Here is a 23831-nt window from a genome sequence, read left to right on the forward strand (position 1 = left end):
AAAAACATATACCGTGAGGAAAATATTGCTACTATTCCTTTTTAAACTTTCTTTATTAGGCGTTTTTGCTCAAGCCAACAATAATGGGTTTTACGAAACATATATAATTATCAATAATACCTATTATGATTTAGGGGCGAATACAGGAAATCCTAACTTACAAGGTAACAATTTAGGAACATTTTCTTGTACAAATTCTTTAATATTGAATGGCTTTCAGACGAAAATCTTTAAGTGCAATGCTTGTAATGTGACAAATGTTAAGCTCAATTATAGAGTTTTTAAGAACGGTAGTACCCCAGGAAGTTTTTCAGCAATTAATTTTTCATCTGTAAATAATATTTCTGGGGCTGGTTCTGGTTGCCAAAATCAACAATGGGAAAATACAGGTGGAGGAACTAATCTGATTTCTGGCTTGGCCGACGGTACTTATACAGTAGAGGTTTACACGGATGGTCAGGGTACAAATTGTAATTACAATAATTTTTTTGATACAAATTTGAATGGAGGAAGCAATTATTCAGCAACATTTACTATTAGCAATCCAATTACAGTTGCATCTCAACCAACTACCCCAACGGTTTGCTTTGGGGGCAATACAACATTGAATGCTGCTGCAACTGGAGTGGATGCTTTTATTTGGCAAAAACAAAGTGGAGCAGCATGGGTAAATATCAGTAATGGTAGTGTAGCTAGCGGGGCAACAACTTCATTAAACTTGACTAATATCACAACAACTGAAGTATATCGCTGTTTATTTACCAATTGTGGTGGAATGAATACATTAGCATCAAATGCAATCACTGTCACACCTCAGCGACCAACGATTACAGTTCAACCACGCCCTCAGACTGATTGTAAAGACAATGATGTTACTTTTGATATAACAGCAATGGGAGCAGCAACTATGAGCTACCACTGGGAAAAAAAGTTGGTAGGGGGTAGTTTTGTGAGTGTTGTGGGAGATGCTAATATTACTAATCCGACCGTCAATTCGATAAAAATAAGTAATATCGGTAATACCTCTAATCCAAACTTAACTGAATATAGATGTATTATCACCGATGGAAATACATGTTCAGTAACTTCTGACCCTGCTGTGATGACGGTTAATTCAATTCAAGGTACATTGTCTAGTCAAACAATTTGTGAAGGTAGCAATGCAAGTTATACTATCAATATTATTGGAAGTGTGCTTGGATATCAATGGCAAAAGAGAATTGGAACAGGGGGAGCTTGGGGCGATATTTTAACAAGTGATGGGGGTAAATATTCAGGATATAATAGCAATACTTTAATAATTACCGGAGCTACCAATACTGCGGACAATGATAACTATTATCATTGCATTGTAACATTTGCGGCTTCATCAAGCACAGGGACTACAAATTGCCCTCGAACCTCTGATAATGGGAGATTAGTTGTTGTTGCTTACCCTACAATACCAACACATATCAACACAACTGAAAAGGGGTGTGTAGGCATTACTAATTCTTTAAATTCGACTGGTTGTTCGCCTAATGTTACAACTTGGTATGATTCAGGAAATAATGTTGTTGGTACTGGTGCAAATTTGACAGTTACAAAAAATACTCCAGGTTCTTATGTATATTATGCTACTTGCACGCAAACTTCAAGTGGATGTGTGAGTCTCAAATCATCGGGAGTGACCTTTATTGTAAATGATTTGCCGAGTGTTTCATTAGGTATAGTGCCAGATATATGCAATAATGTAACTACTTTTAGCTTACCTTATACTGCAACAGGCTCACCTAATCGGTATAGTATTTCGGCAGGAACACCCGCGATGAGTGGTTTTGCTTCATTACCCAATACAACAAGCCTTGGTTCTTCTCCCATTAGCGTTACAATCCCTGCCAATGTAACGCCAAATACCTACCAGTTTATTGTTACTGTGAGAAGTACAACGACTACATGTATTTCAAATCCACAAAGTTTTACAGTTAAAATAAATGATACACCAGCTGCTCCACCCGCTACTGCTTCAATCAATTATTGTCAAAATGTTGAAACTTTAGCCTTGTCTGCCACTGCCACAAACTCAAATGTTTTAGTGTGGTATGGAACAAGTGCAAATGGTGGAACTTCAAGCATATCACCATCTACTCCAAGTTCTGCTTTGGTAGGCACTACCAATTACTATGTGAGCCAAAAAAATACAGATAATTGCGAGAGTTCGAGAACAGCAATTAATGTAATTGTTAATGAAAATCCAGCAGCACCAATTTCACCAGTTTCTGTCAAATATTGTAAAAATGCAACGGCAACTGCACTTTTAGCGACAGCATTAGGGTCAAATACTTTAGTATGGTATGATGCCAATGACAATGTTTTGCCTTCTGCTCCAACTCCGAATACAAGTAATGTTGGAACACAAACCTTTAAGGTGAGCCAAAAAAGCCCGACACCAGCTAATTGTGAAGGTCCAAAAACCACCATTACAATTACAATTTTTGATAACCCTGTTGCACCGACAATAACAACACCTGTGGGTTATTGCCAAAATACAACCGCAACTTCCCTTTCAGCAATTGCCACAGGAAGTAATGTATTATTGTGGTATGGTACCAATGTGACTGGTGGGAGTACAAGCGGTATTGCACCAATACCTACAACAGCTTTTGGAGGTACAACAAGCTATTATGTGAGTCAAAAAGACGTTAATAATTGCGAAAGTCAACGAGCTAAAATTGATGTAGAAATTACACCATCACTTTCAGCGACTATTACAGGAGTAAATGGTATTTGTTTAACAGGGGCTTTGAATAATTCTACAATTTTAACTTTAAACCCAACAGGGGGGAATAGCGTTTTTACCTATCAATGGCAAAATATAGCTGGGAATATAGCTTCTGCAACAAGTCAAATGTATAAAGTAACTAATGCTTTTCAAACTGGAAATTCGGATACTTATAAGGCAATCATTACTTCAGGTTATTGTACAACATCTACTTCTTTAACAGTTACAAAGCAAGGTTGGAATGATATTCCTAACGTAACAGGCAATATACCTGAGATTTGTGAAAGTGGCTCAAAAACATTAAGTATTATTAATCCAAATGCTTTTGGTACCTATAAATGGTTTACTGATTCTACCACTTTGTCGCAAATTTCATCGGGGACAAGCTATATAACACCAAGTTTATCTGCGGCTATGACTTATTATGTTGCTCGTGAACAAGCAATTACAGCTAACCTTACTTGCCAAACTGAGCGAAGTTCTGTAACAATAAATGTAGTTTCAACTCCACCAACGCCAACAATAATTAATTCAGCAAATAAAACAACCTTTTGTAATAATGAATCAAGTTTCACTTTGTCAACATCATGTAGTGCTGGTAGTGGGCAGTATCGTTTAAATGGTGGGGGGTGGATAAATGGAAATTCTGTAATAATTAACCCAGCTAGTTACCCATCATCAGTAACATTTACTTATGATTTTAAATGTGTTTTGAGTGCAACTTGTGAAAGTTTGACAACATCAACGACTATTATGGTTAGTCCAGCTCCAATTGCACCCAATATTTCAGGAAATACTTTTATCTGTACAGGAGATTCAACTACATTAACAGCGAGCAATTGTTCAGGCACATTAATTTGGTCAAATGGAGCCACAATCAATAGCATAAATGTTTCATCATCAGGAACATATTCAGCAATTTGTACAGTTAATGGATGTTTAAGTTCAGCTTCATCAATACAAACAGTAGTAGTGAATGCAATACCGAATGCTCCAATAATTAGTTCAGATGATGCAGATAATATCGTTTGTGAAGGGACCAATGTATTATTAACTGCGAGCAATTGTTCAGGTACATTAATTTGGTCAAATGGAGCCACAGCCAATAGCATAAATGTTTCATCATCAGGAACATATTCAGCAATTTGTACAGTCAATGGATGTTTAAGTTCAGCTTCATCAATACAAACAGTAGTAGTGAATGCAATACCGAATGCTCCAATAATTAGTTCAGATGATGCAGATAACATCGTTTGTGAAGGGACCAATGTATTATTAACAGCGAGTAATTGTTCAGGCACATTAATTTGGTCAAATGGAGCCACAACCAATAGCATAAATGTTTCATCATCAGGAACATATTCAGCAATTTGTACAGTTAATGGATGTTTAAGTTCAGCTTCATCAATACAAACAGTAGTAGTGAATGCAATACCGAATGCTCCAATAATTAGTTCAGATGATGCAGATAATATCGTTTGTGAAGGGACCAATGTATTATTAACAGCGAGTAATTGTTCAGGTACATTAATTTGGTCAAATGGAGCCACAACCAATAGCATAAATGTTTCATCATCAGGAACATATTCAGCAATTTGTACAGTTAATGGATGTTTAAGTTCAGCTTCATCAATACAAACAGTAGTAGTGAATGCAATACCGAATGCTCCAATAATTAGTTCAGATGATGCAGATAATATCGTTTGTGAAGGGACCAATGTATTATTAACAGCGAGTAATTGTTCAGGTACATTAATTTGGTCAAATGGAGCCACAACCAATAGCATAAATGTTTCATCATCAGGAACATATTCAGCAATTTGTACAGTTAATGGATGTGTAAGTTCAGCTTCATCAATACAAACAGTAGTAGTGAATGCAATACCGAATGCTCCAATAATTAGTTCAGATGATGCAGATAATATCGTTTGTGAAGGGACCAATGTATTATTAACTGCGAGTAATTGTTCAGGCACATTAATTTGGTCAAATGGAGCCACAGCCAATAGCATAAATGTTTCATCATCAGGAACATATTCAGCAATTTGTACAGTCAATGGATGTTTAAGTTCAGCTTCATCAATACAAACAGTAGTAGTGAATGCAATACCGAATGCTCCAATAATTAGTTCAGAGGATGCAGATAACATCGTTTGTGAAGGGACCAATGTATTATTAACAGCGAGTAATTGTTCAGGCACATTAATTTGGTCAAATGGAGCCACAGCCAATAGCATAAATGTTTCATCATCAGGAACATATTCAGCAATTTGTACAGTTAATGGATGTTTAAGTTCAGCTTCATCAATACAAACGGTGGTAGTGAATGCAATACCGAATGCTCCAATAATTTCAGGTAATCCAAGTTTTTGCTCAGGAAATTCGACTCAACTTACCGCTAATGGATGTGCTGGAATAATTACATGGAATACAGGTGCTACTGGTAGTACACTTAATGTCTCAAACTCAGGCTCTTTTAGTGCTACTTGTACCGAGAATATGTGTATTAGTGCAGGTTCATCGCCTTTTAACGTGTCCGAAAAATTCTTGCCTACTATTACACTCGGCACAATTAATAATATTTGTAATACCGCAGACACTTTCAATTTAGCATATATTGCAAACTCGAATAACCCAGATAAATATAGCTTGACTTCCACAATGCCTGACTTTATAAATGTAAATGAAAAGAATTTGTTAACTTCACCACTCACAGTTACAATACCTACTGGTAAGACCGGTACATTTCGTTTTACTTTAAATTTAAAGAATAACTCTACTGGCTGTGTAAATAGTCAAACTTTCAACGCCACGATTCTACCAGTTTTAGTTGGTGGAAGTATTGAAATTTCACCCAATGCAATCTATTGTGCAGGCTACAATCCAGGCACTATTTCAAGTGTATCTTTGGCAAGTGGTGGTAAAAATCCATATACATATCAATGGCAAAAGTCAACTGATAATGTAAATTTTAGTGATATTCTAGGTGCAAATTTGGCAACTTATGACCCATCAGGGTTAAATCAAACGACATATTATAGAAGAAAAGTAAGTGATGCTTGTGGAGCAGAAGCATTTTCATCGAATACACATAAAATTTCGATTGTTCCAGATCCAGTTGTGAGTATTTCGTCTGATAAGATAAATGTGTGTACAGGCGAACAAGTTAATTTTAATTTGAATGTCACTGAATCAGGCACAGGAACCTGCACAACCACATGGAAATCTAGTAATTCATTTTCTATGACTTTGCCAACGACTGAAGGGACAGGAAGTGCATTATTACTTACTTTAACAAATAGTGGAACAACGATTATCAAGAAGTATTTTCAAGCGACTTATAATTGTTCGGTGAGTTCTTGTAATAATGCCAATTCCAATGTTTTAGAAATTACGATAAATCCTTCCCCAAGTGTTTTAAGTGTTAGTGGTGGAGGGACAATCTGTTCTGGAGAAAGTACAACTTTAACGGCGAGTGCTTGTAATGGGAGTTTCCTATGGTCGAATGGTGCAACAACAAGCTTAATCCTTGTTTCTACAGCAGGTTCTTACAGTGCCAACTGTATCAATTCCTGTGGAACAAGTATTACAAGCAATGTTGTAGTTGTTAATGTGACTACGATAGATCCCCCCATTTTATCAGGAGGGGCGACGATTTGTGGAGGACAAACCACTATTTTAACTGCGAGTAACTGTACAGGAACAGTAGTTTGGAGCAATAGCTCAAGTGGCACGAGTATTTCAGTGAGTCCGAGTACAACTACTTCATATACAGCTGTATGTGTAGAAAATGGATGTACGAGTGAACCGAGTTCAGAAGTAATGGTTGTAGTAGGTCCGAGCATAGATTTCAATGTTGATGCCATATCAGATTTATGCAATTCAGCAACGTCATTTATTTTACCTTACACTTTAAGTTTGGGTAATGCAGATAAATACAGCCTGACTTCAACGATGGGGGGCTTTGTTTCAATAAATGATAATAAATTATTAGGTTCTTCAATTTTGGTTACTATTCCAGCAGGTCAAACAGGAACATTTATTTTTACCCTAACATTGAAAATTAGTGCTACTGGATGTATAAAAAGTCAAAACTTTAGTATAACTGTATTGCCAATTTTGAATGGAGGAAGTATTGAGTTGTCTCCCAACAGCACGAATTGTGCAGGCTATAATCCAGGTACTATTTCAAGTGTATCTTTGGGAAGCGGTGGTAAAAATCCATATACATATCAATGGCGAAGTTCGACAGATGGGAATAGTTTTAACGATATTCTAGGTGCAAATTTGGCAACTTATGATCCATCAGGGTTAAATCAAACGACATATTATAGAAGAAAAGTAAGTGATGCTTGTGGAGCAGAAGCATTTTCATCGAATACACATAAAATTTCGATTGTTCCAGATCCAGTTGTGAGTATTTCGTCTGATAAGATAAATGTGTGTACAGGCGAACAAGTTAATTTTAATTTGAATGTCACTGAATCAGGCACAGGAACCTGCACAACCACATGGAAATCTAGTAATTCATTTTCTATGACTTCGCCAACGACTGAAGGGACAGGAAGTGCATTATTACTTACTTTAACAAATAGTGGAACAACGATTATCAAGAAGTATTTTCAAGCGACTTATAATTGTTCGGTGAGTTCTTGTAATAATGCCAATTCCAATGTTTTAGAAATTACGATAAATCCTTCCCCAAGTGTTTTAAGTGTTAGTGGTGGAGGGACAATCTGTTCTGGAGAAAGTACAACTTTAACGGCGAGTGCTTGTAATGGGAGTTTCCTATGGTCGAATGGTGCAACAACAAGCTTAATCCTTGTTTCTACAGCAGGTTCTTACAGTGCCAACTGTATCAATTCCTGTGGAACAAGTATTACAAGCAATGTTGTAGTTGTTAATGTGACTACGATAGATCCCCCCATTTTATCAGGAGGGGCGACGATTTGTGGAGGACAAACCACTATTTTAACTGCGAGTAACTGTACAGGAACAGTAGTTTGGAGCAATAGCTCAAGTGGCACGAGTATTTCAGTGAGTCCGAGTACAACTACTTCATATACAGCTGTATGTGTAGAAAATGGATGTACGAGTGAACCGAGTTCAGAAGTAATAGTTGTAGTAGGTCCGAGTATAGATTTCAATGTTGATGCCATATCAGATTTATGCAATTCAGCAACGTCATTTATTTTACCTTACACTTTAAGTTTGGGTAATGCAGATAAATACAGCCTGACTTCAACGATGGGGGGCTTTGTTTCAATAAATGATAATAAATTATTAGGTTCTTCAATTTTGGTTACTATTCCAGCAGGTCAAACAGGAACATTTATTTTTACCCTAACATTGAAAATTAGTGCTACTGGATGTATAAAAAGTCAAAACTTTAGTATAACTGTATTGCCAATTTTGAATGGAGGAAGTATTGAGTTGTCTCCCAACAGCACGAATTGTGCAGGCTATAATCCAGGTACTATTTCAAGTGTATCTTTGGGAAGCGGTGGTAAAAATCCATATACATATCAATGGCAAAGTTCGACAGATGGGAATAGTTTTAACGATATTCTAGGTGCAAATTTGGCAACTTATGATCCATCAGGGTTAAATCAAACGACATATTATAGAAGAAAAGTAAGTGATGCTTGTGGAGCAGAAGCATTTTCATCGAATACACATAAAATTTCGATTGTTCCAGATCCAGTTGTGAGTATTTCGTCTGATAAGATAAATGTGTGTACAGGCGAACAAGTTAATTTTAATTTGAATGTCACTGAATCAGGCACAGGAACCTGCACAACCACATGGAAATCTAGTAATTCATTTTCTATGACTTCGCCAACGACTGAAGGGACAGGAAGTGCATTATTACTTACTTTAACAAATAGTGGAACAACGATTATCAAGAAGTATTTTCAAGCGACTTATAATTGTTCGGTGAGTTCTTGTAATAATGCCAATTCCAATGTTTTAGAAATTACGATAAATCCTTCCCCAAGTGTTTTAAGTGTTAGTGGTGGAGGGACAATCTGTTCTGGAGAAAGTACAACTTTAACGGCGAGTGCTTGTAATGGGAGTTTCCTATGGTCGAATGGTGCAACAACAAGCTTAATCCTTGTTTCTACAGCAGGTTCTTACAGTGCCAACTGTATCAATTCCTGTGGAACAAGTATTACAAGCAATGTTGTAGTTGTTAATGTGACTACGATAGATCCCCCCATTTTATCAGGAGGGGCGACGATTTGTGGAGGACAAACCACTATTTTAACTGCGAGTAACTGTACAGGAACAGTAGTTTGGAGCAATAGCTCAAGTGGCACGAGTATTTCAGTGAGTCCGAGTACAACTACTTCATATACAGCTGTATGTGTAGAAAATGGATGTACGAGTGAACCGAGTTCAGAAGTAATAGTTGTAGTAGGTCCGAGTATAGATTTCAATGTTGATGCCATATCAGATTTATGTAATTCAGCAACGTCATTTATTTTACCTTACACTTTAAGTTTGGGTAATGCAGATAAATACAGCCTGACTTCAACGATGGGGGGCTTTGTTTCAATAAATGATAATAAATTATTAGGTTCTTCAATTTTGGTTACTATTCCAGCAGGTCAAACAGGAACATTTATTTTTACCCTAACATTGAAAATTAGTGCTACTGGATGTATAAAAAGTCAAAACTTTAGTATAACTGTATTGCCAATTTTGAATGGAGGAAGTATTGAGTTGTCTCCCAACAGCACGAATTGTGCAGGCTATAATCCAGGTACTATTTCAAGTGTATCTTTGGGAAGCGGTGGTAAAAATCCATATACATATCAATGGCAAAGTTCGACAGATGGGAATAGTTTTAACGATATTCTAGGTGCAAATTTGGCAACTTATGACCCATCAGGGTTAAATCAAACGACATATTATAGAAGAAAAGTAAGTGATGCTTGTGGAGCAGAAGCATTTTCATCGAATACACATAAAATTTCGATTGTTCCAGATCCAGCAATAACAATTAGCGATACAAATGATAAAACAATTTGTTCAGGAAGTAGTATTGGGTTAGATGCTACTTTTTCAGGAGGATTTGGTAGTTGTACACCAATTTGGCAATCATCAGATTCACCTTCGAGTGGATTTGTAACTGTGCAGAGTGATGGAGAATCTTTTACTAAAATTTTAACAAATGCTACTTTAAGCCCAATAATTAAATATTTCAGAGTTATTTATGCTTGTTCAGGTACAGGTTCAGGTTCTTGTAACCAAGCTACTTCGACAGTTGTGAAAGTTACAATTAGTAACATTCCAAATGTCCCAATTATTACTCCTGCATCGGTAGTTATTTGCTCAAGCCAATCAACAACACTTACAGCGAGTGGATGCAGTGGATTGGTGACTTGGACAGGTGGGCAAACAGGAAATACCCTTTCAGTTGATGTTTCTGGCAGTTATACGGCTACTTGTTCGATAAATAATTGTACAAGTATAGAAAGTTTGCCAGCTATAGTTTTGGTTGCATCGGATGGTTTAGCAGTTACACCACCAGTGATTGAAGGCACTACAACTATTTGTACTGGACAATCAACAAATTTGACAGCAAAAGGATGTACAGGATTGGTTTTGTGGAGTGATGGAAAAGCGGGTGCAAATATTAGTGTAAATCCTTCAATATCAACCAATTATACTGCTACTTGTAATGATGGTACTTGTACAAGTAATGCAAGTAATCAAGTAGTTGTAACTGTCAATAATTACCCAGTGATTTCTTCGCAACCGAAAAACGATGCTGATTGTTCGGGCAATTCAGTTTCATTTTCAGTGACTGCAAGCCCTGTTACAAACTATCAATGGCAAAGGAAAACCCCTAATGGAAGTTTTATAGATATTCCAGATGCGATACGTAATTCATTGACTATTAGCGATGTTGGAAGTGCAACAGACCCTAATCTTACACAATATCAAGTAACGGTCTCAAATGCTACTTGTTCTGTTACATCAACTGTAGCTATTTTGACGGTCAATGCTATAACTGGAAACATTGCTGATCAAACTATTTGTGAAGGATCAAATATTAGTTTAGATTTAACAAATATCAACACAACAGGCACTATTCAAAGTTATCAATGGCAAAAAAGGGTTGGTTCTTCAGGAGCTTGGAATGATATTATAGGAGCAAATGCGAGCGTTTTAACTCTTAATAATGTAACAAATGCGGATGAACAATATTATCGTTGTAAAATTAATTTTACCGTTGGAAACTCAACTTGTTCAAGATATACGACCGAAGAAGACACTAATGGAGCAAAACTAATAGTTTTAGCTGCTACAACGCCAAATATTTCTGGGAATAATACAATTTGTTCGGGGAAATCAACAACGCTTACTGCCAATAATTGTGATGGTTCAATCATTTGGTCGAGTGGTCAAAGTACGTCAATTATCAAAGTTTCACCAACCACCACCACTTCATATTCAGTAACATGTACTTCTTCACAATGTAGTTTTAACGCTACTTCTGCTACTTTTTTAGTTGAAGTAAATGAAACACCTCCACCTACAAATATTACTCAAGATGTGACTACCCCAGCGGCATTGGTGTTTTCGGCAAGTACAAATATTCAAAATGGAAGGCTACTATGGTATGATAAAGCTACAGGAGGTACAGGAGCAACAACGGCTCCAGTATTTACGACCATAGGTAAATATTCATATTGGGTTACTCAAACTAATTCTTTGACAGGTTGTGAAAGTATGAGATTACCTGTTATTGCTAAAGTTTTGGATTATTTTCATCTCATTGCACAACCTTCTACACAAGCCGATTGTAAAGGTAATTCGGTTTATATGGATGTATCAGCCGTATCACCCAATAATTCTTTTACTTATCAATGGCAAAGAAAACGACCAACTGAAGCTGATTTTTCAAACCTAATATCAGATGGGAATGGGATTAAAGGATGGTATGCTAAAACAATGGTTGTTTCAAATGTTGGGAATGGGGATAATCCTAATCAGACCCAATATCGTTGTATTGTGAGTAATGGAACGGAATCTTTGACTTCCGATATTGCAATATTATCAGTCAATTCAGTTATTGGAGCATTGCCAAATATTGGAACATGTGTAGGTTCGGATATCAATATTAATTTACCAAGCTATTTTACAATTACAGGTAATGTAAAGAGTTACCAATGGCAAACTCGTGCAGCAACAAGTGGTTCATGGACAGATATGTCAGATGGGAATGGTGTTAGTGGAAGTACAACTGATAATTTGAAATTTAAAAATATTAATGATAACCAAGGTGTTTATTATCGTTGCTTAGTAAAATTTGATACACAAGGATTTGAATGTATTGAGGCAACTGATCCTGGTAAATTGATTGTCAGTGGTTATCCACCAGCTCCATCTGTTGACAATCATTTTTATTGTCAATTCTCAAATGCAAGTAAATTAAAAGTCAACAGCCCAATACAAAACCTTATATGGTACACGCAGGCTATCGGTGGAGTTGGCAGTTCGATAAGTCCAATACCAAATACAAATACTTCAGGTGTATTCTCTTATTTTGTAGCAGATAGAACTGACCAAGGTTGTGAAGGTCCAAGGACAGAAATAAAAGTAGAGATTGGTGAAGCTCCCCAAGCTCCAATTAATACTACACCAAGTTCAATTAATGAAGGAACAATACTAACTTTTTCTGCTGATGGTTCACCAAAAGAAGGTCAGATTTTGCGGTGGTATAACTCGCCAACTGGAACATTGTTTACCACAACAGCTCCGTCATTTACGGCTGTGGGTACTTATAAGAAGTATGTTGCACAACTATCAGCCTTTGGATGTATAGGGCCACGTACCCTTATAATAGCGAATATTATTCCGAATTTAAAATTTATTAAACAACCAATTTCCCAAGCTGATTGTGATGGAAATTCAGTAACTTTTAGTGTTAGTGCTACAGCATCGGGTACTTTTACATATCAATGGCAAAAGAAAAAACCGAATGATACAACATTTACAAATATTTTGAATGAAATATCTAATTCCTTGAAAATCAGTGTAATAGGTGATTCAAATAATCCAAATTTAACAAAATACCGTTGTGTAATTAAAGACGAAAAAGGTGTTTTAATTTCAGAAGAAGTAGTTCTAACTGTGAATGAAATTAAGGGTAATTTAGCAAATATGGCTCTATGTGATGGTAAAACTACTAAGCTATCATTTAATAAACTTGAAATAACTGGCAAAGTGGTCGCCTACCAGTGGCAAAAGAAAGAAGGAAATACTTATGTAAATCTTCAAACAGGTCCAAATGGCATTGCTAATGTAAGTGAAGTTGGAACATATAGAGGTAAGATAACTTTTTTTGTCGATAATAAAACAAGTTGTTCTCGAAATACTGATGATTTGAAATTAGAAATCAAACCTTTACCACCTGCACCACAAGTAAGTAATCAGACTATTTGTCAAGATATAGCATTCAATTTAGAAAAGTCGGTGAAAGCAAGCAACCCTTTAATTTGGTATGATAATATAACTGATACAACAGGTGAGGCAGCTACCCCAAAAATTGATTTGAGTAAAATAGGGAAAACTACTTTTTATGTGAGTCAATTAACGCAGTTTGGTTGCGAAAGTGAGCGTAAATCCTTTGATATCACAATTGCCTCTATTCCACCAAAACCAATATTAGATGATGCTTCTTTTTGTAGGAATATGCCTAATGTTACCTTGCCAATATTATCAGATCAAGAAAATCAATTGGTTTGGTATGCCTCAGCTACAACAAAAGATTCTTTTGCTGCACCTCCAATTATTAACACAAAAAACGACGGTGTCAAGACCTATTTTGTTTGTTCAAAAAACTTGGCAGGTTGTGAGAGTGAAAAAATGCCATTGAAAATAACCATTGCTCCATGTATTGCAACCTTTGAGGATAATTACAATAATTGTTTGCAAGTTTCAGCTGATAGTGTAGTAGGAGACAAGTGGTATGATTTATACGATAATCGAGGGAGTTTATATGCTTCTGTCAATCCCAATGGATTGAATTTAGGAAAAGTTACACTTTCAATTCGGCACTATGGTAGAGGAAGTAACGCTATTCCAACTACAAAAAATGAAACAAGGCTTATGGCTCGTTATGTTGACTTCCAAAGCTCCCTACTGGAAAAATTTGAAAAACCAGTTTCACTCAGAGTTTATTATTCGAATGACGAATTATCAGAATATAAAGTAGCAACTAAACTACCAAATCTTACAATTAATGACTTTAATATTGTGCATTATGATGGAATAAGAGAGGATTGTGGTTTTGAAAATAATGATAATTATGTAGAAGGCAATAGTGTTGTGATTTATAAAAATGTATTGAGTAACCAAATCACTAATGATTTCTTTTACTTACAGTTCAATGTCAATGAATTTTCAGAAAATGGAGCCACGGCAAACGATTTTACTGATTTAACAATTTCAGCCAAAGAAACGAATGATGAAACAATTAAGCTAAATTGGCAAACTAATTTTGAAGTTAAAGAAGATAAATTTATTTTAGAACGCAGTGCTGATTGCTTAAACTGGGCTTCATTAGGTCTAATAAAAGCCAATGGTTCAAATAGTAGCTACGAAAAGATTGATAATCAGCCACTTGGAGGCAAAAATTGCTATCGCTTGGTTTATATTGATAAAGACGGAACGAAAAAATATCTTGACCCAGTTGAAGTAGCGTTACTCGATCAAACACCAGTTTGCTCGGTTTTTCCAAATCCTTGGACTATTGGTGATGAAGTAAACCTTTATTTAAGAAATATCAATGCCAAAGAAATCAAGTTATTTGATTTAATAGGACAGCAGTATTCTTTCAATTGGGAAAAAGACAAACTTGGTATCATTCATATTCGCCCATATACTTATCTTAACAAAGGCCTACATTTGGTCTTAGTTATTGATGAAAATGGAAAGCAATGTTTACAAAAAATTGTAATCAATCCTTAGATCAAAGAAACTTAAAACCCTTTTTACAATTCCTAATCACACAAAAAATGCAAAAAGTAGAGATTTTATCTCTACTTTTTTGTTAAATGGTTGTAAACTATATTTAATATTTTGTTGAATACAAGTTTAATGTTTTAGGCTTTTGATAACCCAATTGTGCAATCACTTTTCTTATTTTTTCGGTCGCTTGTTTTTTATTTTCGGCAGCCATAAAATCATGAATTTTGAAATCTTTTGCCTCGGCTGTGTATTCGTAAATTTTCATTCGCTTAGAGTGATAGTGTTAGATTGTTATTTGACAACCTACATTTCAACAATTAAGCCAAAGTTTATTTTCAGTATTAAAAAAAGTTTAGCCAATAAATGCTAAAATTAATCAGGTTGAATATGGTAAAATGTATATTTAGAGCATTGCTTTTGTTGCAAGAAGGTTTATTATAAATTTATAAGTAAAAGGAGATATACAGATCATATTGTAAGTTGCTGATAGTCAGCTTATGTGGTGATATATGTTATATGCTAAATTATTTTTAATAGTATAAATATTACCAAGTTGTGTGCATTTTGTGGTCTATTAAACTTCAAATTCTATTTTAAAATACCATTCAGATTGCATTTGCATCTCCTCATGCTTATCTTTGCATAAAAAACTATTGCGTGCAATTCGATAATACAAAAAAATTGGGTATTCTCGGTGGCGGCCAACTCGGCCGAATGCTCATTCAAGCTGCCATTGACTTCGACGTTACAATCAAAACGCTCGACCCTGATGCTGATGCTCCTTGTAAATATATTTCTCACGAATTTACAAATGGTTCTCTCAATGATTTTGAAACTGTCATGTCATTCGGAAAAGACTGTGATGTAATTACTATAGAGATAGAAAATGTTAATATTGAGGCACTCGAAGCTTTTGAAAAGCAAGGAAAAGCTGTTTTTCCTCAGCCGTCAATCCTTCGCTTGATTCAAGATAAAAGGGTTCAAAAACAATTTTATAAAGATAATAACCTGCCAACATCTGATTTTATTTTAACCGAAAATCAAGCGGATGTAGCCAAATACGAAGAATTTCTGCCAGCCGTTCATAAACTTGGTAAAGGTGGATATGATGGCAAAGGTGTGCAAATGCTGCGTACAAAAGCTGATTTGTCAAAAGCATTTGACCAACCAAGTGTATTGGAAAAAATGATTGATTTTGAGAAAGAATTGGCAGTTATTGTAGCAAGAAATGTCAGTGGAGAGATAAAGACTTTCCCTGTTGTAGAAATGGTTTTTCATCCAGAAGCCAATTTGGTTGAATACCTTTTCGCACCTGCGGAAATTTCAAAGGAAATTGAAAAAAAAGCTGAACAAATTGCAAAAAAAACTTCAGAAGCTTTCGGAATTGTTGGACTTTTAGCAGTAGAAATGTTTTTGACTAAAGACGGAGAAATTTTAATCAATGAAGTTGCTCCTCGTCCACATAATAGTGGGCATCAGACTATTAGAGCAAATGATGTTTCGCAATATGAACAACATATTCGAGCTATTTTCAATCTACCATTAGGTAGTACTGAAGCTCATTCAAAAGCTGCTATGGTCAATTTATTAGGGGAAGATGGTTATTCTGGGATTGCTGTTTATGAAGGAATGGATGAGGTACTGGCGGTTGAAGGAGTGCATCCTTTTCTTTATGGGAAAAAAATAACAAAACCTTTTCGAAAAATGGGACATGTAACGATTATCGACCAAAATTTTGAAAAATTAAAAGAAAAAGTCATTTTTGTAAAAGAAAAACTAAAAGTGAAAACAAAATAAATTACGAATTACGAATTACGAATTACGATTTGAACACAATTGTTCATTTCTATCATTCTTAATTCTACATTCTTAATTCATAATTAAGAAGATGGTCGGAATCATAATGGGTAGCCTTTCAGATTGGAAAATCATGGCTGGGGCAGTTGAAATATTAGAATTATTGGAGATACCGTATGAAAAAGAGGTGGTATCGGCTCATCGTACTCCACAAAAAATGCTTGAATATGCCCTGACCGCTCGCCGTAGAGGGCTAAAAGTAATTATTGCTGGAGCAGGGGGAGCTGCTCACTTGCCAGGGATGGTGTCATCAAGTACAACTTTGCCAGTAATTGGTGTTCCTATAAAATCAAGCAACTCGATTGATGGTTGGGACTCAATATTGTCAATCTTGCAAATGCCTGCTGGTGTACCTGTCGCAACTGTTTCATTGAATGGGGCAAAAAATGCAGGAATTTTAGCAGCTCAAATTTTAGGGGTGGTTGATGAAGAAATTGCTAAAAGACTACGAGCTTATCGTGAAGGACTAAAAGATTTAGTGGATGAAATGAATGAAGAATTACAGAAAGGGCTTTAAAATGATTGAAGAATTATAGATAATTATTTTTTGAAAACCCTTTATCAAAATTGTGACTTGCTGACAATTGACCATAAAAAAATGCAAATTTTAAATAGTTCATTTGAAGACATTGATGCCATTTTTGGATTATATGATGATGCCATCAGTTTTCAAAAGACAAAATTTAATAAACATTGGCAAGGTTTTGAAAGGTCACTTATTGAAACTGAAATATCAGAAAATAGACAATGGAAGATTGTTATAGATGATAAGATTGCCTGTATTTTTGCTGTCACTTTCGAAGATGAGTTAATTTGGGGAGAAAAAAGCAATGAACCCGCTATTTATATTCATAGAATTGTAACAAATCCTTCTTTTCGGGGGAATAATTTTGTTGTTCATATCATCAATTGGGCTAAAGTGTTTTGTAAAAAAAATGGGAAACAATTTGTAAGAATGGATACTTGGGGTGATAATGAAGCTTTAATTCAACATTATGTTCGATGTGGATTCCATTTTTTAGGCTTAACCACACTTCAGAGATCAGAAGGCTTGCCCAAACATTATGAGGGAGCATGTTTAAGTTTGTTTGAAATTAAAATTGACTAATTTTATCATAATTAATAAAGTAATTTAAACATAAGTATCAATTTAACAATATCTTGATAATGTAATTCCTGTTTCAAACTGTTAATAGTCAATGATTTAAAAGCTTTTATATTATCAATTACCCAAAGAACTTGTTTTCCTATTCATAACTAAAATTTTCCATATCATGCAGTTCGAAGACCGAGATGACCGTGAACTACGTAATGAGCGTCCTAAAGAAGCTTCACGAAATTTACCAATGGCTGTGCTTTTGGTGCTTGTAGGTATTATCTGTGCATTGCTTTATATTGGCTGGAAGTACATGTCTGATGATACTTCTGCTTCAGAAAACTTTGTTTCCGCACCTGCTGATTCAGTTGCAAATGCAATTAAAAACCAGTCATCAGAAGAACCGACAACAGAATCAACGGAAGCAACAGAAACAAAATCGAACGCTGATTTGCCACCAATTGACATCCCGAAAGTTGGAGATAAAAAGGATGAAATAGCTTCGACAGACAAATTAGCTACTGAGACAAAAAATACTGAAAAAATCAAAGAAGAAAAAAACAAAGAGGAAAAGCCTAAAGAAGTTACAAAAGTCGCTATTCCAACGGGAGGTGAGATTTATACACATATTGTAGGAGAAGGAGAAACTTTTTTTGGTATTGCCAATCGCTATAATATAAAGAAAGAAACATTAAAAGCGATGAATCCTGGAGTTGATGAAAGTGGCATAAAAGTGGGAGTTACTAAATTGAAAATACGTATCAAAGCGATTCATACTGTAGGTCCAGGAGATATTATTCGTGTAGTAAGCAAAAAATATGATGTTTCGCAAGCATTAATCATGCAAGCAAATAAGAAAACAAAAAATGTTGCACAGCGAGGAGAAAAACTTATAATTCCTTTTGCAGAAAAGCAATAATTGGAGTTTACAAAAAGGGGCAAGTTTAATTAAAACTTGCCCCTTTTTTGTTTTTTGAACCAATTATATTAAACATAGACTATTATAATAAGTAAATATTTTAAGTAAATCTGCTCTATCTTTTAAAGATAGATTATTATCTTTTATATATTTTTCAATTTCAGGCTTCTTATCGGCCATTAGGTCAAACAAATCTTTTTTGTTTGTATTAAACCGAACAACTTCTTTGCCTTTATTAACAAATAATTGCTTTTCTTTAATAATTTTAAGGTCTTTGCTCCCTACATTAAAAGCTTCAACATAATCTGGCTTTTGGGTACTTATCTTCAAATATTCTAATAATTTAGTTTTCCCATCAACCAATACCTCAAAGAAACTTGGTTTAACTTTATCAAAATTATCAATAAATTCTAAAGTACTGATATAATTTACTGGAGTTAATTGATTTCTTTTCTGTAAAGAAAAGCTTTTTACTAAAGTACCAGAAATAACTTTTATACCTTCGGGCGTATTAAATTCAATATCATTGCCTTGTAGAATTACCCTAATTTGGACATCGGTTAAACTATCTAATTTTACCGTTCCTTTTGGTGTAGAAATTGTTTTAGGATAAAATTTGACAGTAGCAACACTCCAGTCGGTATCTAAATAATAACTTCCAACAACCTCTGTTGTTCGGGTATCAAAGCCATAAAGCATCGTAGATGTATGCTGACCTACCTTAATCCCACCTTGGTTGAGAGCGTCTTTAGTGTTCTGCATCATGGTATTTTGTGCAGAGATATTAATTGATACCAATCCTAAAATAAGACAAACAAGCTTTTTCATAAGTAATAATTTAGGGTTTTAGTAATAAAGGCATTTATTCACTAAATATTAGAAAATATATTCCTTTTAGGTAAACTTATAACTCAGCTAATAACCTATTATTCAACGAAAAATTACCTTGTAAATTATTTAAACAAGGAAATTAACAACGATAAGAATGACAGTAAGTCCGATTAATATCCATGTTTGTCGAGCTTCGGATTTAAAACTTTCAGCCTTTGAGTCAAGGTTTTTGAGGTTAAGAAACTCAAAAAGTAAGCATATTACTCCCAAGCTAATAGCACTTACTGTTTTAAACATAGGTGATGGTATCATGCTAGGAACGAGTATGATACCAATGAATGATATGATGATAAACCACTTGTGGCTTTGTTTTTTTGATAATACTCCCATTGTGTTATTAATTTTTATTTGGATACTCTAAATCATTATCAGAAATGTCTTTCGTTGGTTCTTCTGTAAGTCTGTATTGATTATCTTCATGTTCGATTTCTTCAGTAATTTTATCTGTTTCATTCTCTACTGATGCACTTTCTTCTACTAATTCAGTTTCAATCCTATCTGCAACATTCATTTCCATAGAATGATTATTTCTTTTTTCAACTTCAAACTCAAAAAAACTTCGCTGGAAAATCAAAATACTTACTACTCCACAAAAAATACAAGCATCGGCAAAGTTAAATATAGGCATTGTGTTATATTCTCCACCTAAAAATGGTATCCAATCGGGGTATTGGCCATCCAATCCGTAGGCATAAAACATATCAATTACTTGCCCATGAAACCAAGGAGTTGAAACACCCAAGGGAGCATTTTTCAAGAAAACACCATAAAATGTACTATCAATTACATTTCCTATTGCACCTCCAAGAACGGCTGCGATTGACCAAAGTAAACCTGAATGAGCATTTTTTTGAGCTAAATGAACTAAATACCAACAAATGCCAACCATTGCACCCAAACGGAAGGTTGTCAGAATGAGTTTGCCATAATCTCCGCCAAGTTCCATTCCAAAGGCCATTCCTTTGTTTTCAACATAATGCAGTTTAAAAAAATCAGGAATCAAATCGATTTCTCCGTAGTGATTGGGTACAACATCATAAAACATCCAAAGTTTAATAGCTTGGTCAATTAGTATCAGTAGTAGAGATAAAAACAAAAATTTATACGGCGATTTACCCATTTTGAAATTACTATTTATGATTATATTATATGGAAATATTATTAAATTTTGTCTAATTTAGAATGTTATATGCTATTATATTTTGCTTATAATTATTATTTTTTTACTGGTAATTGGTTTCGTCTTTCTCTTTCTTTTTTTACCAATAAATACTCTCTGCTACTCTGTCCAGCGATGGAAGAATTTTCTTCTGCTCTTCTAAAAAGATAAGGCATTACTGCTTCAACAGGCCCGTAAGGTACATATTTAGCTACATTATACCCTTCATTTGCCAAATTATAGGAAATATTATCGCTCATACCCAAAAGTTGTGCAAACCAAATACGACTATCATTATGAGCTATACCTTTTTCTTGCATCAATTTAATACAAAGTAAACAACTTTCTTCATTATGTGTGCCCAAACATATTGAAAGGATATCTAAATGTTCGATTGCATAAAGGATAGCTTTATCAAAATCGGCATCAGTTTCCTCTTTTGTGATATGAATCGGGCTTTTATATTCCAACTCAGCTGCTCGGCGACGTTCTTTTTCGATGTATGCACCCCTTACTAATTTTGCACCAACTTTATAATTTTCATTACGGGCATTGTCACAGGCTTTGATTAAGTTTTCAAGGCTTTCCCAACGATACAATTGATAGGTATTATAAACAATTGTTTTACCCCCTACATTGTATTTTTTCATCATTTCATAACACATTTCATCAATTACATCTTGAATCCAAGTTTCTTCTGCATCTAAGAAAATTCTAACATTTAATTCAGATGCTCGCTGACATAAAGTATCTACTCTTGAGCGTATTCGCTCGAATGCAGCTTTGTCTTCATCAGTTAAACTCTCTTTAAATTCTTGTACTTTTTCAAGAATCTCTACCGAGCCAACCCCAGAAACTTTAAAAACAGAAAATGGAATAGCTGTGGCCTGTTGAGCGGCTTTTTCAATGGTTCTGCTGACCTCTTGGGTGGTTTTATCAAAGTCTTTTTCGTTATCTTCACCCTCTACCGAATAGTCAAGAATGGTACCTATTTTTGCCTTCGCCAAATTTTCTATGGCTGTCTGACAGGTCTCAATGCTTTCTCCACCACAAAACTGTGCAAACAAAGTGTTTTTTATAAGAAATTTTACAGGTAAACCTAACTTCAATATCAATTTAATAAAAAAAGTTCCTATCTTTACGAGCCAATTTTGATTCATCATGGCAAAAATCAAATAGGTTTTGTAAAGTTTCTTATTTGATTGATGTGCGAAAGCCACTGAAGTGTCGTTGAAACTTAACAAGTGATGCTGCGAAGCAGTTTCCATTTTTTAAAAAATTAAGTTTTTTTAAGTATTTAGTTTTGATGAATGTTTGTACTTTTTCAAGAGCATAATTGATGTAAGTTGACATCTACTCCGAAATATGGTGCAAATATATCATATTTATAGGGATATTTTTTTTGATTTTTTTTATATTAAGCGAAACGCTTCGCTCTTTAATTAACTAATGAAAGCAAATTTAGACGTACTTCCTCTTAGCAGTTGGATTGATACCGCTGGGAAGCCATTGATTATCGCTGGGCCATGTAGTGCCGAGACCGAAGAACAAGTGACGGAAACCGTAACTCGCATCGCCAAAGAAGGTTATGCTCACGTAATACGTGCTGGAGTATGGAAACCTCGTACTCGTCCAGGTAGTTTTGAAGGCATGGGAGAAGCAGCTTTACCTTGGTTGGCGGCAGTGAAAAAAGAAACTGGTTTACCAATTGCGGTTGAAGTAGCTACACCTCAACACGTTGAATTGGCATTGAAATATGGCATTGATATCCTTTGGATTGGTGCAAGAACAACTGTTAATCCATTTAACGTACAAGATTTAGCTGATTCGTTGAAAGGTGTTGATGTACCTGTTTTGATAAAAAACCCTGTAAATCCAGATTTGGCTCTGTGGGTGGGTGCATTTGAGCGTATTGCTGGTGCTGGTATCAAGAAAATGGCGGCAATTCACCGTGGTTTCTCAAATGCTCAAGAAACTAAATACCGTAATTCTCCAATGTGGCAAATGGCGGTTGAATTGAAAACTCTTTTTCCTCAACTTCCAATGATTGGTGACCCAAGTCACATGGCAGGAAAACGTGCTTATTTGTATGAATTAGCTCAACGTGCTTTAGATTTGAACTACGATGGTTTGATCATCGAATCACATCGTAACCCTGACGAAGCTTGGTCTGATGCCTCTCAACAATTAACTCCTGAAGCTTTGGGTGAAATGTTACGTTCATTAGAAATTCGTAAACCTTCTTATGGCGACGATTTCCAAAGTGAATTAGAGCAATTACGTCAAAAAATTGATAATATCGACCGTGAATTGCTTGAAGTTTTGGCAGCTCGTATGGCTGTTGTAGAAAAATTAGGCGAATATAAGCGTGAAAATAATGTGGCTGTTTTGCAACTTGACCGTTGGAAACAATTGCATAACAACCGTGCTGATTTAGGAAAAAGATTAAATCTTTACCCTGAATTAGTTGAAGAAATGTTCAAATTGATTCACATGGAGTCGATTCGTAAACAAACTGAAGTGATGAATAATCAACCAGCTTGATTTATCGCTTTTTAAGACTAAATGTGGCATACTTTCTTTCAAAGTATGCCACATTTTTTTTTGCGATTTTACAAATTATATTGACTCTCTTTTATACTAAATGTGGCACACTTTTAAAGTGTGCCACATTTTTTTAAAGTTTTACTCACCTTTAGGGTTGGGGAGAGTCTCATCTAAAATACTGCCACATTTTCATTTTAAAAAAAAGAAGTTTTGTTTTTCTACTCATGCCATCCATATTTATTTCTCGATTAAAACAATAGGAGGTATGTGCAAAATCAAGAAAAAAGCATTCTTGGTTTTTGGGTATGTATTGCAAAAATAAAGGCTTATTTTGTGTAAGAAGTGCTTCAACTTTAAGTTTTTGTGATGTTTTTTTATGGTTAATAGCAGGAATAAAAGAAGTATGATAACGGTAAATATCCATTTGAGCATGAGCAAAAGTTGAACATAATAATATTCCGATAATAAAAGTAGCTCTTTTCATTGCTGAGAGAATAGTTGGTTTTGTATATAATAACGTTGAACTTTATACAAAATTTTAAAATTATTTGCAAAGCACTTTTCTTTTATTAAGTAATTGATGATCAATACTTTATGTGTTTTTTGTATTTGGTAA

12 protein-coding genes are annotated in these 23831 nt (G+C 35.0%); 6 read left to right on the plus strand and 6 right to left on the minus strand.

All coding sequences use genetic code 11. From position 1 onward, the window contains the following. The first annotated feature begins 13 nt into the window (after positions 1-13). Positions 14-14746, plus strand: coding sequence for a hypothetical protein (locus ACQUQZ_RS08955; RefSeq protein WP_435354540.1), 14733 nt, complete (start codon positions 14-16; stop codon positions 14744-14746). Between the two features lie 103 nt (positions 14747-14849). Here the strand turns inward: ACQUQZ_RS08955 and ACQUQZ_RS08960 are convergent, their stop codons facing one another. Next, a complete protein-coding gene (locus ACQUQZ_RS08960) occupies positions 14850-15011 on the minus strand; it encodes a hypothetical protein (RefSeq protein WP_435354541.1) in 162 nt (53 codons plus the stop codon). 392 nt (positions 15012-15403) lie between these two features. Here ACQUQZ_RS08960 and ACQUQZ_RS08965 point away from each other — a divergent pair, with 392 nt between their 5' ends. From ACQUQZ_RS08965 to ACQUQZ_RS08980, 4 genes are all read left to right on the plus strand, one after another. After that, the gene (locus tag ACQUQZ_RS08965) at positions 15404-16543 is read left to right on the plus strand and encodes a 5-(carboxyamino)imidazole ribonucleotide synthase (RefSeq protein ID WP_435354542.1); all 1140 of its coding nucleotides are present in this window, start codon (positions 15404-15406) and stop codon (positions 16541-16543) included. Between the two features lie 91 nt (positions 16544-16634). Next, positions 16635-17120, plus strand: coding sequence for a 5-(carboxyamino)imidazole ribonucleotide mutase (gene purE / locus ACQUQZ_RS08970; protein ID WP_435354543.1), 486 nt, complete (start codon positions 16635-16637; stop codon positions 17118-17120). Between the two features lie 81 nt (positions 17121-17201). Continuing rightward, positions 17202-17711 (plus strand): GNAT family N-acetyltransferase, encoded by a 510-nt coding sequence (locus ACQUQZ_RS08975; RefSeq protein WP_435354544.1) that lies wholly within the window; start codon positions 17202-17204, stop codon positions 17709-17711. A gap of 166 nt (positions 17712-17877) precedes the next feature. After that, positions 17878-18618: a LysM peptidoglycan-binding domain-containing protein gene (locus ACQUQZ_RS08980; protein WP_435354545.1), complete on the plus strand. Its 741-nt coding sequence runs from the start codon at positions 17878-17880 to the stop codon at positions 18616-18618. 63 nt (positions 18619-18681) lie between these two features. Here ACQUQZ_RS08980 and ACQUQZ_RS08985 read toward each other — a convergent pair whose 3' ends face one another. From ACQUQZ_RS08985 to ACQUQZ_RS09000, 4 genes are all read right to left on the minus strand, one after another. After that, complete coding sequence (locus ACQUQZ_RS08985; protein ID WP_435354546.1) at positions 18682-19446, minus strand: hypothetical protein; 765 nt, start codon at positions 19444-19446, stop codon at positions 18682-18684. 129 nt (positions 19447-19575) lie between these two features. Beyond that, positions 19576-19761 carry a hypothetical protein gene (locus ACQUQZ_RS08990; RefSeq protein WP_435354547.1) on the minus strand — a complete coding sequence of 62 codons (186 nt, stop codon included), beginning with the start codon at positions 19759-19761 and terminating at the stop codon, positions 19576-19578. An 85-nt stretch (positions 19762-19846) separates the two neighbouring features. Beyond that, entirely contained in the window at positions 19847-20605 is a 759-nt protein-coding gene (locus ACQUQZ_RS08995; RefSeq protein WP_435354548.1) for a lipoprotein signal peptidase, read from the minus strand. Positions 20606-20724: 119 nt separating this feature from the next. Further along, positions 20725-21936, minus strand: a complete 1212-nt coding sequence (locus ACQUQZ_RS09000) for a proline dehydrogenase family protein (protein WP_435354549.1) — start codon at positions 21934-21936, stop codon at positions 20725-20727. 181 nt (positions 21937-22117) lie between these two features. Between ACQUQZ_RS09000 and ACQUQZ_RS09005 the strand changes: the two genes are divergently transcribed. Continuing rightward, entirely contained in the window at positions 22118-23212 is a 1095-nt protein-coding gene (locus ACQUQZ_RS09005; RefSeq protein WP_435354550.1) for a chorismate mutase, read from the plus strand. 169 nt (positions 23213-23381) lie between these two features. On the opposite strand, the gene ACQUQZ_RS09010 is transcribed toward ACQUQZ_RS09005, so the two are convergent. Further along, positions 23382-23699, minus strand: coding sequence for a hypothetical protein (locus tag ACQUQZ_RS09010; RefSeq protein ID WP_435354551.1), 318 nt, complete (start codon positions 23697-23699; stop codon positions 23382-23384). Between the last annotated feature and the right edge of the window lie 132 nt (positions 23700-23831).

The organism is Emticicia sp. SJ17W-69 (genome assembly GCF_051209875.1).
Lineage (GTDB): Bacteria > Bacteroidota > Bacteroidia > Cytophagales > Spirosomataceae > Emticicia.

Bases quoted from the DNA above. Each gene is read 5' to 3' on its own strand.
- ACQUQZ_RS08960 (WP_435354541.1), bottom strand. From the start codon at position 15,011: ATGAAAATTTACGAATACACAGCCGAGGCAAAAGATTTCAAAATTCAT.
- purE (WP_435354543.1), top strand. From the start codon at position 16,635: ATGGTCGGAATCATAATGGGTAGCCTTTCAGATTGGAAAATCATGGCT.
- ACQUQZ_RS08975 (WP_435354544.1), top strand. From the start codon at position 17,202: ATGCAAATTTTAAATAGTTCATTTGAAGACATTGATGCCATTTTTGGA.
- ACQUQZ_RS08980 (WP_435354545.1), top strand. From the start codon at position 17,878: ATGCAGTTCGAAGACCGAGATGACCGTGAACTACGTAATGAGCGTCCT.
- ACQUQZ_RS08985 (WP_435354546.1), bottom strand. From the start codon at position 19,446: ATGAAAAAGCTTGTTTGTCTTATTTTAGGATTGGTATCAATTAATATC.
- ACQUQZ_RS08990 (WP_435354547.1), bottom strand. From the start codon at position 19,761: ATGATACCATCACCTATGTTTAAAACAGTAAGTGCTATTAGCTTGGGA.
- ACQUQZ_RS09000 (WP_435354549.1), bottom strand. From the start codon at position 21,936: ATGGAAACTGCTTCGCAGCATCACTTGTTAAGTTTCAACGACACTTCA.
- ACQUQZ_RS09005 (WP_435354550.1), top strand. From the start codon at position 22,118: ATGAAAGCAAATTTAGACGTACTTCCTCTTAGCAGTTGGATTGATACC.
- ACQUQZ_RS09010 (WP_435354551.1), bottom strand. From the start codon at position 23,699: ATGAAAAGAGCTACTTTTATTATCGGAATATTATTATGTTCAACTTTT.